Genomic DNA, 14536 nt, shown 5'->3' with positions numbered 1-14536 from the left:
GTTTATTTTTGTTTAGTAGCTTGTGTCATTTGATGCCAGACGGATCCTTTAGCTTCTTCTCCGCCCTCAATTCTTTCAATGGCCATGTTTACCTGCAGGCGGACTTCAAATTCAGGGTCATTGCTCGCTTCTTTAAGGGCAGGCAGTGCTAATTTATCCCCTAATTCATAAAGAAACATAGCGGCACGCCATCTGACTAAGCGGTTTGAATCTTTTAGTGTTTCGATCACTTTAGGCATCGCTTCTTTAAAACCGAGATCAGATAAACAGTCACCAGCTGTTCTTCTTACGGTAACAGTTTTATCATCGAGTGCCTTATATAAATAAGGGAGCACTTCCGGTTCTTCTATCATCCCTAAATAAGCCGTAGCTAAGCGGCGGATCGAGGCCTTTTGATCATCGAGTGCTTTATCTAATACAGGAAGGTCTTCGATCTCTGGATCCATTCGATCAAGGGCTGCATATCTTACTTTCCAATCTGGATTGTTCATCGTCTCAAGGGAAACTCTTGCTTTCTCAGGCTTTAAAGGCTCATTAGAATCTTGATCAAACGCTTGTTTAACCAGTTCTTTCAGTCGTTCCTCATCATAGCTTGCGGAGAGCTCCTCTTTCAACTGTTCGCCGATTTCCTCTGCATCACCGTAACGGGGGCTCTGTTCTACCCATTTTCTTTCCATGATCATATTAGGAGAAGCCGGGGATGCTTCCATTGCCGCGTTCATAAATCTTTCTGGAAGACCCACTCGTTTTTCCTCGCCGTCTTCTTCGAGCTTTACCTGCATAGGAATTCCTCTAAACATTTGAACGAACACTTTTACCTCGCCAAAAGAATCATCAGGTGTCTGTTGTTTTTCAGCAGGTGTGTCAGCTTCTTCAGAGCCGAACACTTTACGTACTTGGGGAAGAATTTCTTCCCAGGCGGTTTTCGGACTGCGCTCCAGGGCTATAAAGTCGGCAACATGGTATAAGCCTTTGACTCCGTCTATTTGAAAAAGTTCATGAACAAAACGAGGAGCACTATCCTCAATTTCGCCTATTTTATAGTTGTATGTTTCACCGGCCGACAGTTCTTCGTTTAGATTGATTTTCATTGAATGCGGGCTCGGGGTTGGTTCAATTGAAACAATTTTCATTTTTTGTTCCTCCTTCCTGAAAGGATTTAGTTAAATTTTATCAAAGAAAACCCTGTATATCCATTGATAGGAACAGTATTCTCTCTTTAAGGAACTTTATGAGAGATAGTGAAATTTCGATAAATGTGAAACGGAAGTAAATATAATTCGTAGAAATAACTGTCACAAGGTGATAGAAGGAGAGGATAGAATGGCAGAACCTGTAGTCCAGTTAAAAGGTCTTAAGAAGACAATAAAAGGAAAACAGATTATTAAAGGGCTGGATTTTGAAATATATGAGGGAGAAGTATTCGGGTTTCTTGGTCCTAACGGAGCAGGTAAAACGACAACGATTCGTATGATGGCAGGTCTGATAAGTATGACGGATGGAGACGTGTTTATTAAAGGATTCAGTGTAAGAAAAGATTTTAAAAAAGCCATTCGTCATGTCGGAGGAATTGTTGAAAATCCTGAAATGTATCCATTTATGAGCGGTTATAAAAACTTAGTCCATTACAGCCGGATGATTCCAGGCATCAGCAAAGAACGGATCATCGAAGTCGTTAAGCTGGTAGGGCTGGAAAAAAGAATGAAAGAAAAAGTATCAAAATATTCTCTTGGGATGAGGCAGCGGCTGGGAATTGCTCAGGCTCTGTTACATAATCCCTCGGTTCTCGTTCTCGATGAGCCGACCAACGGACTAGACCCATCCGGTATCCGGGAGATACGTTCCTATATTCGAAGACTCGCTGAGGAATCAGGAGTAGCTGTTATTGTATCAAGTCACATTTTATCTGAAATGGAGATGATGTGTGATCGGATCGGCATTATTAAAAATGGGGAACTCGTTTCCATTCAGTCTGTTCAAGAAGCTGTAGATGAAGCTGACCAGAAAGAGGTTAATTTAGAAGCTGTGCCTATAGAAGAGGCAGAGGCTATTCTTAAAAAAAGGGATAGTCAAGTAAAGAGGGAAAAAAAGGAATTAATATTTACCGCGCAAAAGGAAGAAATTCCTTTAATCATTCAGGAACTCACCAAACACAACATTAAAATATACAGCGTTGCTGCAAGGCGGGCGACCCTGGAGGATAAATTCCTGGATTTGATAGGAGATGGAGCCATTGAGTAATTTTTTCCAGCTTGTACGAAACGAACAAATGAAAACATATTCCCAAATTTCGACATGGATAATGGTCATTCTAATAGCCGCCATTGTAATCGGCCTTGGAGTCTTATTTAAGGTTGAAGGAGGAGTTTCAGAAGAATCTCAAGTGGCGGAAGACTGGAAACAGCAGCTTCAGCAGGAGAATGAACAGATGCAAAAGGAAGCTCAAGAAGAGGAATTTATGGCAGATTATCATGAGGAGCAGATTGCACTTAATGAATATCGCCTGGAGAATGATATCCCGCCTGCTGAATATAATGTATGGGATTTTGTACAGGAAAACAGGACAAATGTATCCCTGATCAGCCTTTTTACAATAGTTATTGCGGCTAGTATAATTGCAAACGAGTTCAGATGGGGTACAATTAAACTGCTGCTGATTCGACCCATTTCACGAACGAAAATTTTAGGGGCTAAATATGTTTCTGTACTTTTGAATGCCCTCAGCATGTTATTCTTTTTATATATCATGGCTTTCATTGCAGGTGGACTTCTGTTTGGTTTTTCAGGTGCCGGGGAACCTCACATTTACATGAAGGCAGGAGAGGTGCAGGAGACTCCGCTGTTCCAGCATACTGTGATTGAATACTTATTAAGTTCTGTAAATCTGGTGATGATGGCCACTTTTGCTTTTATGATCTCGGCTATATTCAGAAGCAGTGCTCTAGCCATTGGTATAGCGATTTTTCTAATGATGTCAGGGAATGCGATTGTAGGTTTTTTTGCAGGAAAAGATTGGGCAAAGTACATTCTCTTTGCCAATACTAATTTAAATCAATTTTTCACAGGCACACCAATGCTTGAGGGTTTAACCCTTGAGTTTTCGATTACCATGCTCATTGCTTATTTTATAGTGTTTATGGGTCTAGCATGGCTTTTCTTTACAAAACGAGATGTAACAAACGCATAATGACAGAGGAGTGTTATCTTTATGAAGCGTACAGTAGAAATAGTATTCACGGTTATCGGAACCGTCCTTTATGGACTGCTTGCTTTCCTGGCAGGTTTATTAGTGAACGTTAGCGGTGATCCCAGCCTGAGGGCAGAATTTGAAAGTGTTTTATATTCAGATCCTAACTTGAATCCTGAAGAAGTTCCTATTGATGAAGTCCTGTCCTTTATTGATCTTGGATCCTGGCTGGTTCTTATTTCAGCGATAGCTGGAATTGTATTAGGTATCGTAAGTATTGTATTTCTGAAGGGGAATAAAAAGCCGAAAGCCGCAGGGATTATTCTAATCGTAACGGGGGTTATTACCGCATTTTCATCGATCGGTATGGCTCTCTTTGCATCAATTGCGTTTGTAGTAGCAGGAATTATAGCACTTGTTCGTAAGCCAAAGCACTCGGTGGCTGAAACGACAACTGAATCTTTATAAATAGAAAAGCACTGGACCAGAGTCCAGTGCTTTTTTGATATGTCAGATATCCTGTCTTAAATAAAAGACTTTAATCTAAAATACGGTTCATTTCATCAACATCTGCAATTTCCCTGTTTGCTACATTTGAATGCTGGGGCATAAGGCCGTCACCGTTACATACTTTACAAGTATACTGCCACTCTTCGTCATCCATTAGAAGTCCTTTTCCGTCGCATGCTAAACAAATTTCGTCCCTCGGCATGTTTACTCCTCCTTGATGGTTCTGTAGTAGTAAGTTGACCTTATTCTTCCTAAATATTCATGCTTCCTTTCGGTTTCAGGTTACTTTTAGAAAGAAACGGGAAAAGAAGAGGTATTGGAGGGAAGTAAATGAAAAAGGAACAGGAGAACCAAGAGAGTATTCAAAGTAATGAAAATCAAGATAAAGATACAAGTCAGCCGGATAGACAGTTTTATTTACCTTCTCAAATAGTTAATGAATTTGGCGAGAAAGGAAGAGATCATCTAGCTCAGCCTTTTAGAGGCCAGTTCCTGCTGGCGCTTTCTGCCGGAGCGTTTATGACGTTTGGAGCTGTTTTCTCCATCTTGCTGGCTGAAGGGGTAGAAATACAGGGGTTGTATTATTTATTATCCGGGCTTGGATTTGCCACAGGATATGCTCTTGTATTCATCTCAGGCGGTGTTCTGTTTACGGAAATAAATGTGCTGCTGCCATCCTATTTGTTTAATAAAGCCAATTTAATGAAGGTGAATATTTACAAATTCTGGGCTAGTGCATATATAGGGAATATTATTGGAGCATTGGCTGTTGCAGGTCTTATCCAGTGGTCGGCATCTCTTGATCCCCAGTTTTACACGGAGCTTTCTTCTTACCTCGAAAAAAAGATGAAATTTATGGACCAGGGAGTAAAGGGGTGGTTTGAAGTTGTTGTTTCTGGTGTGCTGGCAAACTGGCTGATCGGAATGGCTGCTTTTCTAACTACTGCTGCTCGTGATATTACGGGTAAAATCTTAGGAACTACACTTCCTGTTATTTTATTTGTGGCAGGAAATTTCCAGCACAGTGCAGCAAATATGGGATATTTTAGTATGGGATTACTCACCTCTGACAAATACACATGGTACGAATATCTATTTTTTAATCTTATTCCTGCAAGTATTGGAAACTTGATCGGCGGGGGAATTCTCGTGTCGTTATTATTCTCTTATGCTTATAAGGAGCATCTTACAGACTAGGAAAAAGCCTCCGCCTTTTTAATAAGGCGGAGGCTTTTATTATTAAACGATCTCAGGAACTTTAAGGCCCAGTCCTTCAGCTACAAGCTGCCCGTATTCTGGGTCAGCTTTGGAAAAATGCTCGATTTGTCGAAGCTTAATTTCGTCTTTTTCTACAGTTTTCATGGACTCGACAATATTTTTTACTAAGCGTGCTTTTTCCTCGTTGTCTAGTAAACGGTACAAGTCACCGGCCTGAGTGTAATAGTCGCTTTCGTCATAGCGGACACTGTCAGCGTAACCGGATACTTCTAAAGGTGCCCCTTTGCTGTTTGGATCCTCTGCTGGGCCGCCATAGCTGTTTGGCTCATAGTTAGGCTTTCCGCCGCCGTTTCCATCAAATCTCATCAAGCCATCCCGCTGATAGTTATTTACTTGAACACGCGGGCGGTTAACCGGCAGCGCTTCATGATTTGCTCCCAGTCGATAGCGGTGGGCATCTGAGTAAGCAAACAGACGACCTTGCAGCATCTTATCAGGTGATGCTTCAATACCTGGCACAAATCGTCCGGGTGAGAAAGCTGCCTGTTCCACTTCTGCAAAATAATTTTCGGGATTTTGATCCAGCACCATACGGCCGACTTCAATTAACGGATAGTCTTTTTGCGACCATACTTTTGTCACATCAAACGGATCGAAGCGATATGTTTGTGCCTCCTCCAATGGCATAATCTGCACATACACTTTCCAGGAAGGGTAGGATCCTTTTTCAATAGCCTCATACAGATCTCCTGTCTTGTAATCAGGGTTTTCTCCAGCTATTTTGTTTCCAGTTTCCTCATCGATGTTCTTTATTCCCTGCTCGGATTTAAAGTGATATTTCACCCATACAGAGTTCCCCTCTTCATTTGTCCATTTAAAGGTATGGCTTCCAAAACCGTGCATGTGGCGGTAAGTTGCAGGGATGCCGCGGTCAGTGTGTAGAATTGTTACTTGATGAAGTGACTCTGGTGAGAGGGAGAAGAAATCCCACACAGCATTTGGGTCCTTCATATTAGTCGCAGGGTTTCTTTTTTGTGTATGGATAAAGTCAGGGAACTTAATCGCATCTCTTAGAAAGAAGACTGGTGTATTATTTCCGACGAGGTCATAATTTCCGTCCTCTGTATAAAACTTTACAGCAAAACCGCGCGGGTCGCGCACAGTATCCGCTGATCCTCTTTCTCCCGCAACCGTAGAGAAGCGAGTAAAAACAGGCGTGCGTTTTCCAACTTTATTTAAAAATTTTGCCTTTGTATATGGTGAAACATCATTTGTGACTTCAAAGTAGCCGTGAGCCCCTGCTCCTTTTGCGTGAACTACGCGCTCTGGGATACGTTCTCTATTAAAGTGAGCAAGCTTCTCCAACAGATGGACATCTTGAATCAGTGTTGGTCCACGGGATCCTGCGGTAATGGAGTTCTGATTGTCTCCAACAGGGGCACCGCCGCTGGTTGTTAACTGCTCTCTGTTCTGTGTTTCTGACATAATCGTCACCTCTCCGTAGAAATAGTTTCAATAATGATTATAATATAAGTTTAGTAAAAATCAATATTAATTTATATTAATTATAAATTAATTAATGTTTTAAATTAATGGATGAATGTTTTACTGTGTTTTTTGTTTGATGTACTGGGTTGGACGAATGAATAATGGGGTAGAAGAAGGAGGGCATTATAATTAAATGGGTTAATATCAATTGTGTAAGGATTTTATCAATTGGATATAAAAAAGAACCCCATTTTAAATGGAGTTCTCAGGCAGAAGATTATTCAAATAATAAAATTTCTAAATCTTTATTGTATGTATGAACGAGTATGGCATGGAGCTGGCCGCGATGGTGATACATATGAGCCAGCATCTCAAGAAGCCATTCATATCTCGTATACGTAACCCCCCACCATGAAGTGATTTCTGTAAATAAATGTTCTTCCGTATAGCTCTCATATTGAAACTTTAACTGCGCAAAATGCTCATACAGTGCAGCAGAGATCTCTTCGGTCGTCTTTAAGGAAATAGAGTCATAATACCTTTTCATTTCCCTTTCCGATAATCCCTCTGCAACTTTTCCATCAGCAGAAGGAATGATGGCAATATGTTCGAGAAGTTCTCCAATTGAGAATTTCCCATCTGTTGGACGAAACTTTAGATCTTCTTCATTCAGCTGGCCTAATATTTCTGAGATTGATGCGATGACAATTTCCAATTGATGAAATGCCATTTGACAGTAGTTATTCATAGTTATAACCTCATATAGAAATTTTTTGTGTTATTACCTATATTCTTCATTCAGTATTTAATCCCCTTTCCCGGGATAAAATTTCTTAAAATTCGTCAATATTCCCCGGGAAATATGAATTTATTTACTTTATTCCAACAGAAACCCCCCTATAAAGGAGGTTTTTTAAAAGTTGCTAGCTTAATAATTAAATTTCTCCAGAAAGGGGAGAAGTATGGCAGCATTCTTTGCTGCCTCATTCATTTTGCATTTAAAACTGGTAAATCAGAGCAAGGAATGTCGAAAAAATCCTGAATGACTTTCTCTTCAGAGTATGGAACCTTTTGGTCTTCAATAATCTGGTACCCGCCGAATCCGATTCCAGTTAATAAGACAGTGTCTCCCTTTGAAGCAAGGCTTAAGGCTAAATGGATACCTTCTTCACGATAAAGAGCAGTATGGATATTAGAAGCTTCTGGTTTTTTGAATCCCTTTAGGACATCTGTAACAACTGTATGCCTGTCAGCAAAGCCGGGCTGGTCGACACTGACAATGATTTCATCCGCTAATCCTTCTACACACTGGGCCATTATAGGACGCTTATTAGGATCGCGCAGTCCAATCCCCGTTATCATAACGATCAGTTTATTGTAAGGTCTCTCTCTTACTGACTGAAGGACCTGGGTTAACGCGTCCGGTGTATGGGCATAGTCCATAATAATAGTAAAAGACGTGTGATTTTGAATGATTTGATAACGCCCTTCTGGACTTTTGATTTTATAAATGACGGAAAGGATATCATCGATGGTAAAACCAATCAGGTGACATGTGGCAATTGCAGCCAATAAATTAGAGACATTGTATTCTCCAAACAAAGGGGCTTGGACATAATATTTCTTATTATTGAAAATGAGGGCAAGTGAAGTTCCGTTTGCTGCATGGCCTATCTTTTCAGCCCGTATGTCTGCCTCCGGGTGGAAGCCGTAAGTGATAATCGGGCCGTTATTCAATTTTAGAATATCTCGGGCCATTCCGGTATCATCAAGATTTACTACCGCTTGTTTTGCGGCTGAAAATAGTTGCAACTTGGCCTTTTTGTAATTTTCTATCGTGCCATGAAAGTCTAAATGTTCAGGTGTAAGGTTGGTATGTACTGCGATGTCAAAATCGATAGTCGCCAGGCGCTGCTGTGCAATTGCTATTGAAGTGGATTCTATTATGGCTGCCTGAAGGTCATTGTCGCGATAATATTGAAGCGCATGCTGCAGATCAGGGCTCTCGGGTGTGGTGGGGACTGTCTGCTTAAAATCTTTCTTTTCTTTATCGTCCCATATCCCGGCAGTGCCAATGGAACCCGTTTTATAAGACAAGGCGTTCAATAAGGAGTAGATAAAAGAAGTAACAGTGGTCTTTCCATTCGTTCCTGTTACCCCTACAGTAAACAGTTCTCTACTAGGGGAATCGTAAAGAAGTGAGGAAAGCTCTGCCATAGCTAGCTTGCTGTCAGTGACTGCAATAAAGGTGATATGTGAGTGAAGGTGGGATTTTGTATGTAAAAGTTCATTTTCTGTTCCTATAATTACTGAGGCCCCTCGCTCTACTGCATTATCTATAAAGCGGTGTCCATTTTGATGCTCTCCTTTTATACATACAAAGGCGGAATGGGTCATCACATCTCTTGAATCATAAACAATTGAACTGATGGTCTGCGATTCGGGGCCATAGACTGAAGCCTCCCATAAGTCTGAAAAATTGTATACCATCTTTTTCATTTCATCATTCCTTTTTTATACCGAATATACTTAGGCGGGTACCCTGATTTCCATAATAATAAACAAAATAGGAAGTGTTTTACATATAAAAAAGTACAGAAAACGATAGAATTTTCTGTACTTTTCACTTCACGAATATGTTTTTTCTAACTGTCTTTCTGCAAAAGGAATAAATTGATCGACAACTTTATCAATAAATTCAGCCGTTTGGTTATCGGTCAATTGGCCGTTTTCATCCATTTTGTTCTGAACACCGCCAATGAGAATTTCATTGCCCGGAAGTACGTTAGCCCCCATGCCGGGTGCGTTTAATATTTGACGCAATTGCATCTGGGCACGCACGGTACCAAGAGCTCCCATGGTTGCTCCTGCGATGAAAACAGCCTTATTCGCCATTTCACGTTCCCCCCGGGACATCCAATCCAGCGCATTTTTCAATACACCCGGAATAGAATGGTTGAATTCAGGAGTTACAATTAAGAAAGCATCGGCTTCTCCCACAGCTGCTTTAAAGCGCTGCACGGAAGCTGGAGCCTCGTTTTCAACATCCTGATCGTAAAACGCTAAATCATGGATGGGGATGATTTGGATATCTAAACGATCTTTATATCGCTCTTGAATGAATTTCGCCAATTTCATATTGTACGATTCTTTCCGAAAGCTGCCGACTAGAGCTGCGACTTTGATCATAAATCTTAGCCTCCTATACATTTCTCATTATTACTATTATAATGACACTCCGTTTTTACTTCTAATCATCTGCCTCACCCGCTTAGAAGAAGGTGGCGAATTTTGTCAAAAAAAAAGTTATAAAAACTATTGCGTTACCCCCTCTATAGGTCGTAAAATTTCCTTAAATTCTTTAGTTTTAGTGAAGCACACAGCGGGAATTGTACTATATACCATCACTAAGGAGGGTTAACGATGACTATGCTTTATTCCAAGGCTCGAGAGCTGTTTGACCAGGATTACAAAAACAGCCCGGAAGCTAAGGAATCTGAACAAGTGGCTTCAAAACAAATGAAGCGCACGAAAAGCGGCAAACTTCTCACGCCTTTTCGCAAAAACAAGCGAAAATAAGACTTAAGAAGTGGTGACGGTAGCTATGAGAATAATTAAAATATTTGAGAACAAGCCTCTGGCTGTTCCTTGGGTAAACGTCTTAACCTCATTGTAGAGTTAAGGCGTTTATTTTATTTTTAGCCAAATGTTTTATTGGATAGTTTCATCTCCGCTTAATGAGTGAATGGATAAAACAAAAAGGAGGAATGTTTTTATGACTTTATTTTCAAAAGAAGCACTGGCGGATAACCATATTCTTATTACAGGGGCGACAGGAGGGATTGGCTATCATACAGCCATTGAAGCCGTTAAAGCAGGAGCAAAGGTAACCGTAACGGGAAGAAATGAAGAAAAACTGGAAAACCTCAAAGAAGAGTGTGAAAAGAATGGAGAGGTCTTCGTTTGTCCTGCTGATTTAAATGATAGGGAGGACCGTAACCGGCTCATAAGTCAGGCACAGAAAGAATATGGCCCTATCACTGGTCTTGTCAATTCTGCAGGGATTTCCGGCGGCGGATCGATAGAGACTTTATCGGAAGAGGATCTGCGTAATGTCATGGAGCTTAATTACTTTTCTGCGGTATTATTAACACAAGAGATTTACAAGCATATGAAAGAAAAAGGCAGAGGATCGATTGTAAATATCTCCTCATTATCAGGACTAAGAGGGACTCACAGCAATATTGCTTACAGTGCATCCAAATTTGCACTTACCGGCTTTACTCAATCACTGGCTGTTGAAGCTGTCGAAAATAATATTAGGGTTAATTCCGTATGTCCAGGTTTTGTAGATACGGAAATGGGAAGGCAGGCAATTAAGAAGAAAGGTGAAAGAGAAGGACGGAGCTATGAAGAACAGCTGGAGAAGGCGAAAAACGGAATTCCATCAGGCAAGTTAAGTACACCTGAAGAAGTGGCCAGATCTATCGTATTTCTGCTTTCTGATGCGGCCTCAAATATTGTCGGCGAATCGTTGAAAATCTCTGGGGGAAGCGTGATGAGGTAACTACATGCTACAATATAAGTAAAGGTTTGATGGGGGATTCGCATGGCCAATGACCGTTATTCACGTCAAGAGCTTTTTTCGCCAATTGGTTTAGAAGGACAGCGAAAAATTCGGGACAAGCATGTACTTATTATAGGAGCAGGAGCACTCGGGACGAGTAATGCCGAGCAGCTGGCCCGCGCTGGCATCGGCAGACTTACTATAGTTGACCGCGACTACGTGGAGTGGAGCAATCTACAGCGTCAGCAGCTTTTTACCGAAACAGATGCTGAAAAAAGGATGCCTAAAGCTGTAGCTGCTGAGAAAAGATTGAAAGAGGTAAATACAGATGTTTTTTATCATTCCTGCATTATGGATGTCCAGCGTGAGGAACTTGAGGAACTAATACAAGAGGTTGATGTTCTGATAGATGCAACGGATAACTTTGATACAAGGATGCTGATTAATGATGTGTGCCAGAAGCATCAAGTGCCCTGGATATACGGCGGCTGCGCAGGCAGCCACGGAATGAGTTATACTATTGTTCCAGGTAAAACACCTTGTTTACACTGTTTAATGGGCCAGGTTCCACTCGGGGGAGCGACTTGCGATACTGTCGGAGTAATCAGCCCGGCTGTCCAGATGACGGCAGCCCATCAGGTGGCTGAAGCCTTAAAGCTGCTTGTTGATGATGTAAAGGCGCTTTATAAAAAACTGATTATATTCGATATGTGGAAACACTCCTATACAGGGATAGCAGTCCAGCATGCTAAGAGGGAAGATTGTCCTTCCTGTGGTTCAAAGGCTGACTATCCTTTTATGCAGCAGGCAAACCAGACGAAATCCGCAGTCCTTTGCGGCAGAGACACTGTACAAATCCGTCCGCCAAGAAAAATGGAGCGAGATTTTAATAAGTTGAAGGAGAGCTTGCCGGAAACGGAAATAGAAGAAAATCCTTTTTTACTTTCTTTTAAACGTGAAGGTTACAGGTTTGTCTTTTTTAGAGATGGCCGAGTCCTTATTCATGGGACAAAGGACATAACGGCAGCACGTCGTCTTTATTATAAAATTGTAGGATAAGGTAAATAAGTTTTAGAAATAGACCTTAAGGGAAAACTCTTATTATAGTTTATTTTAAAGCAGGAGGTTTTAAAAATGGGAAGGCTGATTAAGCGGTTAATGAAATATGGTCCCATCGTCTATCCGTATATTAGAAAATTTATGAGAAATCGCCGCACGAAATAAAGAAAAACGCGTCTTATTATCAGGCGCGTTTTTACATAGGGACATAAGGTTTGGAAAGAAAGAGGGAAGCATTATGGAAAAATGGGAATCCACTCCGCTCATTAGGTTCTTTGGAGGAAAGAATCTTTTGTACATATTAGGAGTGCTTCTGTTTATCGGGCTGAATTTGTTCATTTATTCTCAAGTTTCGTTTATTTTCCTACCGATCGTCGCTTTTTTTGAAACGATCGCATTATCGGTTATTTTTACTGTTGTGGTTTATTATTTGCTGCGGCCAATTATCGGGTTATTAGAAAAGGTTAGAATAAAGAGAGTATGGGGGATTTTAATTACACTGGCTATAGTAGCCGGGCTGATTACCTTAATTATTTTCTTAATTATTCCCTTTTTGGAAAGACAGCTTATAAGTCTTGTTGAAGAGCTTCCGGATTATTTGATGGAACTTGCATACTCTATCGATCAATGGCTGAGGAACTCTATCTTTGCTGATTATTACTATAACTTATTTGAAGATCTTGGAGGGACGCTCGATCAGATTTCCAATAACCTTTCGACCTATGTAGGAAATACTGTAGAAGGTCTCACAACTTTTATAACCACTCTCACTAATGTAATTATTGCTCTGTTGACGCTTCCTTTTATTCTTTTCTACTTATTAAAAGATGGAGAGAAGTTTCCAAATATGATTTTAAAAGTCTTCCCTCCAAAACTTCGTCCAGAGCTTTCCAATGTTTTTAAAGGTATCGATCATCAGCTGAGTGCTTATATTCAAGGGCAGATCATCGTAAGTTTCTGTATTGGAATAATGATGTATATCGGTTTCTTAATTATAGGACTGGACTATGCCCTTTTGCTTGCTGCAATTGCCAGCGTTACGAGTGTTGTTCCTTATTTGGGGCCGGTGATTGCTATAACACCTGCCTTGATCATCGCTATTGTGACCTCTCCTTTCATGCTAGTGAAATTAGCGATAGTTTGGACGGTTGTCCAGCTGCTTGAGGGTAAGTTTATTTCTCCTCAAATTATGGGGAAAAGACTTCACATTCATCCGGTTACGATCATCTTTGTCCTTCTTACAGCCGGCCACGTTTTTGGTATTCTGGGAATCATTGTAGCTATACCAGGCTATGCGATTATTAAAGTGGTCGTTGTTTATATGTTTATATGGTTTAAACGCAGGTTTAATAAATTCGCCGCGCCGGATAATCAATACAACGAAACAGATTAAAAAGAAGAACCAGGAATGGTTCTTCTTTTTGATTTTTATGATTGGAGAATTGGTAGAAACTTAAAGAGAGTCCTTTTAGAATATTTTCTTAAAAGACAATCAGTGCAGTTATGATAGATAAGAGAATAGAAGTAGCTGAAACGGCGAGAATAGGTTTCCAGGCGCGCTCGGTAAGGTCCTTAAGACTCACATTTAAACCAAGGCCTGCCATAGCCATAGTTAACACAAAGGAAGTAACAGATGATGAGAGATTTAAAAAGGAGGAAGCGTTCGGCATATAAGGTGTGACGATAAAGCTTCCAGCTATACTCATTAAAATAAATCCAATTAAAAACCAGGGAAAGGGAATCTGAGTGGAAGTGTTTTTATCCTGGTGGCGTTTCATCAGAGCAATTAAGAGTAAACTAAAAGGTACCAACAAGAAAACACGTCCAAGCTTGGCTAATAACGCCATGGAAAGACTTTCTTCTCCGCCGGATTCACCTGCCAGCACCGCATGGGCGACTTCATGTAAACTTAAGCCTGCCCACATTCCATAGGCTTCTGCCTCTACAGGAAGAAAGGGGCGGAGGAGTGTATAAGCGATTGCGAAGAAGGTGCCTATTATAGAGATGATCCCTGCACTAAGAGCCGTATCTTTCTCTTTGGCCCCTAAAATAGGAGAAACAGCTGCAATGGCAGACGCTCCGCAGATCCCGGTTCCGATTCCAAGTAACAAGGACAGCCCTCGATCAGCTTTCAGCCATTTAGCTAACACCATCATCGTTCCAATACTGAATAAAATAACGAGTAAGTCACGAAGAAGGAGAGGAAAGCCTTCAGCCATAATAAGCTGAACATTTAACTGCAGTCCAAATAGTATAATAGCTGCCCGGAGTAAACGTTTTGCCGAGAATTTCGCGCCTTTATTAAAAATCTCCGGAATACCGAAAAAATGACGAAATAAGACTGCAATAGCTATCGTAACGGCCAGCGGACCTACCTGCTGGAGGATAGGAAGTTTGGCGAGCAGAAAGCCGACCCCTGCAAGCACAAAAGTAAGTAACACACCTGGGAGGAAGGAATTCTGTCTAAATATTAATAAGTTCATACTTTAACCCACTTTGATTTATGA

15 protein-coding genes are annotated in these 14536 nt (G+C 40.9%); 8 read left to right on the top strand and 7 right to left on the bottom strand.

Annotated elements, in window-relative coordinates:
- Positions 1-2: 2 nt before the first annotated feature.
- A complete protein-coding gene (locus B7E06_RS20090; RefSeq protein ID WP_082235653.1) occupies positions 3-1133 on the bottom strand; it encodes a conserved virulence factor C family protein in 1131 nt (376 codons plus the stop codon).
- A gap of 190 nt (positions 1134-1323) precedes the next feature.
- On the opposite strand from B7E06_RS20090, the gene B7E06_RS20085 reads away from it, so the two are divergent.
- From B7E06_RS20085 to B7E06_RS20075, 3 genes are read left to right on the top strand one after another with little or no spacing between them, the layout of a single operon-like run.
- Complete coding sequence (locus B7E06_RS20085; protein ID WP_082235652.1) at positions 1324-2241, top strand: ABC transporter ATP-binding protein; 918 nt, start codon at positions 1324-1326, stop codon at positions 2239-2241.
- Complete coding sequence (locus B7E06_RS20080; RefSeq protein WP_082235651.1) at positions 2234-3187, top strand: ABC transporter permease; 954 nt, start codon at positions 2234-2236, stop codon at positions 3185-3187. The genes B7E06_RS20085 and B7E06_RS20080 overlap by 8 nt, the downstream gene beginning before the upstream one ends.
- A 21-nt stretch (positions 3188-3208) precedes the next feature.
- On the top strand, positions 3209-3655 hold the full coding sequence (locus B7E06_RS20075) for a DUF4064 domain-containing protein (protein ID WP_082235650.1): 447 nt from the start codon (positions 3209-3211) through the stop codon (positions 3653-3655).
- A gap of 70 nt (positions 3656-3725) precedes the next feature.
- Here B7E06_RS20075 and B7E06_RS21965 read toward each other — a convergent pair whose 3' ends face one another.
- Positions 3726-3899 (bottom strand): hypothetical protein, encoded by a 174-nt coding sequence (locus B7E06_RS21965; RefSeq protein WP_179134107.1) that lies wholly within the window; start codon positions 3897-3899, stop codon positions 3726-3728.
- A 128-nt stretch (positions 3900-4027) separates the two neighbouring features.
- On the opposite strand from B7E06_RS21965, the gene B7E06_RS20070 reads away from it, so the two are divergent.
- Positions 4028-4894, top strand: coding sequence for a formate/nitrite transporter family protein (locus B7E06_RS20070; RefSeq protein ID WP_082235649.1), 867 nt, complete (start codon positions 4028-4030; stop codon positions 4892-4894).
- A gap of 42 nt (positions 4895-4936) precedes the next feature.
- Here the strand turns inward: B7E06_RS20070 and katA are convergent, their stop codons facing one another.
- From katA to B7E06_RS20050, 4 genes are all read right to left on the bottom strand, one after another.
- Positions 4937-6400 (bottom strand): catalase KatA, encoded by a 1464-nt coding sequence (katA, locus tag B7E06_RS20065; RefSeq protein ID WP_082235648.1) that lies wholly within the window; start codon positions 6398-6400, stop codon positions 4937-4939.
- Between the two features lie 280 nt (positions 6401-6680).
- Positions 6681-7151: a DinB family protein gene (locus B7E06_RS20060; RefSeq protein ID WP_082235647.1), complete on the bottom strand. Its 471-nt coding sequence runs from the start codon at positions 7149-7151 to the stop codon at positions 6681-6683.
- 239 nt (positions 7152-7390) lie between these two features.
- Positions 7391-8902, bottom strand: coding sequence for a UDP-N-acetylmuramoyl-L-alanyl-D-glutamate--2,6-diaminopimelate ligase (locus B7E06_RS20055; protein ID WP_082235646.1), 1512 nt, complete (start codon positions 8900-8902; stop codon positions 7391-7393).
- 129 nt (positions 8903-9031) lie between these two features.
- Positions 9032-9589 carry an NADPH-dependent FMN reductase gene (locus B7E06_RS20050; RefSeq protein ID WP_082236083.1) on the bottom strand — a complete coding sequence of 186 codons (558 nt, stop codon included), beginning with the start codon at positions 9587-9589 and terminating at the stop codon, positions 9032-9034.
- A gap of 237 nt (positions 9590-9826) precedes the next feature.
- On the opposite strand from B7E06_RS20050, the gene B7E06_RS21960 reads away from it, so the two are divergent.
- The 4 genes from B7E06_RS21960 to B7E06_RS20035 all read left to right on the top strand — a co-directional run bounded on the left by B7E06_RS21960 (position 9827) and on the right by B7E06_RS20035 (position 13422).
- Positions 9827-9982 carry a hypothetical protein gene (locus tag B7E06_RS21960; RefSeq protein ID WP_179134106.1) on the top strand — a complete coding sequence of 52 codons (156 nt, stop codon included), beginning with the start codon at positions 9827-9829 and terminating at the stop codon, positions 9980-9982.
- 196 nt (positions 9983-10178) lie between these two features.
- Complete coding sequence (locus B7E06_RS20045; protein WP_082235645.1) at positions 10179-10970, top strand: SDR family NAD(P)-dependent oxidoreductase; 792 nt, start codon at positions 10179-10181, stop codon at positions 10968-10970.
- A 42-nt stretch (positions 10971-11012) separates the two neighbouring features.
- Entirely contained in the window at positions 11013-12029 is a 1017-nt protein-coding gene (locus B7E06_RS20040) for a thiazole biosynthesis adenylyltransferase ThiF (RefSeq protein WP_082235644.1), read from the top strand.
- A gap of 238 nt (positions 12030-12267) precedes the next feature.
- Positions 12268-13422, top strand: coding sequence for an AI-2E family transporter (locus B7E06_RS20035; RefSeq protein WP_082235643.1), 1155 nt, complete (start codon positions 12268-12270; stop codon positions 13420-13422).
- Between the two features lie 88 nt (positions 13423-13510).
- Here the strand turns inward: B7E06_RS20035 and B7E06_RS20030 are convergent, their stop codons facing one another.
- A complete protein-coding gene (locus B7E06_RS20030; RefSeq protein WP_082235642.1) occupies positions 13511-14512 on the bottom strand; it encodes a YeiH family protein in 1002 nt (333 codons plus the stop codon).
- Positions 14513-14536: the final 24 nt, after the last annotated feature.

Source organism: Halobacillus massiliensis (assembly GCF_900166625.1).
In the GTDB taxonomy this organism is placed as follows: Bacteria; Bacillota; Bacilli; order Bacillales; family Halobacillaceae; genus Halobacillus_A; species Halobacillus_A massiliensis.
The sequence above is the reverse complement of the archived record's forward strand: the minus strand, read 5'-3'. Positions and strand labels throughout refer to the sequence as shown.

Excerpts from the sequence above, each read along its gene's own strand:
- B7E06_RS20090 (WP_082235653.1), bottom strand. The coding sequence starts at position 1,133 with ATGAAAATTGTTTCAATTGAACCAACCCCGAGCCCGCATTCAATGAAA.
- B7E06_RS20085 (WP_082235652.1), top strand. The coding sequence starts at position 1,324 with ATGGCAGAACCTGTAGTCCAGTTAAAAGGTCTTAAGAAGACAATAAAA.
- B7E06_RS20075 (WP_082235650.1), top strand. The coding sequence starts at position 3,209 with ATGAAGCGTACAGTAGAAATAGTATTCACGGTTATCGGAACCGTCCTT.
- B7E06_RS21965 (WP_179134107.1), bottom strand. The coding sequence starts at position 3,899 with ATGCCGAGGGACGAAATTTGTTTAGCATGCGACGGAAAAGGACTTCTA.
- B7E06_RS20070 (WP_082235649.1), top strand. The coding sequence starts at position 4,028 with ATGAAAAAGGAACAGGAGAACCAAGAGAGTATTCAAAGTAATGAAAAT.
- katA (WP_082235648.1), bottom strand. The coding sequence starts at position 6,400 with ATGTCAGAAACACAGAACAGAGAGCAGTTAACAACCAGCGGCGGTGCC.
- B7E06_RS20060 (WP_082235647.1), bottom strand. The coding sequence starts at position 7,151 with ATGAATAACTACTGTCAAATGGCATTTCATCAATTGGAAATTGTCATC.
- B7E06_RS20055 (WP_082235646.1), bottom strand. The coding sequence starts at position 8,902 with ATGAAAAAGATGGTATACAATTTTTCAGACTTATGGGAGGCTTCAGTC.
- B7E06_RS21960 (WP_179134106.1), top strand. The coding sequence starts at position 9,827 with ATGACTATGCTTTATTCCAAGGCTCGAGAGCTGTTTGACCAGGATTAC.
- B7E06_RS20045 (WP_082235645.1), top strand. The coding sequence starts at position 10,179 with ATGACTTTATTTTCAAAAGAAGCACTGGCGGATAACCATATTCTTATT.
- B7E06_RS20040 (WP_082235644.1), top strand. The coding sequence starts at position 11,013 with ATGGCCAATGACCGTTATTCACGTCAAGAGCTTTTTTCGCCAATTGGT.
- B7E06_RS20035 (WP_082235643.1), top strand. The coding sequence starts at position 12,268 with ATGGAAAAATGGGAATCCACTCCGCTCATTAGGTTCTTTGGAGGAAAG.
- B7E06_RS20030 (WP_082235642.1), bottom strand. The coding sequence starts at position 14,512 with ATGAACTTATTAATATTTAGACAGAATTCCTTCCTCCCAGGTGTGTTA.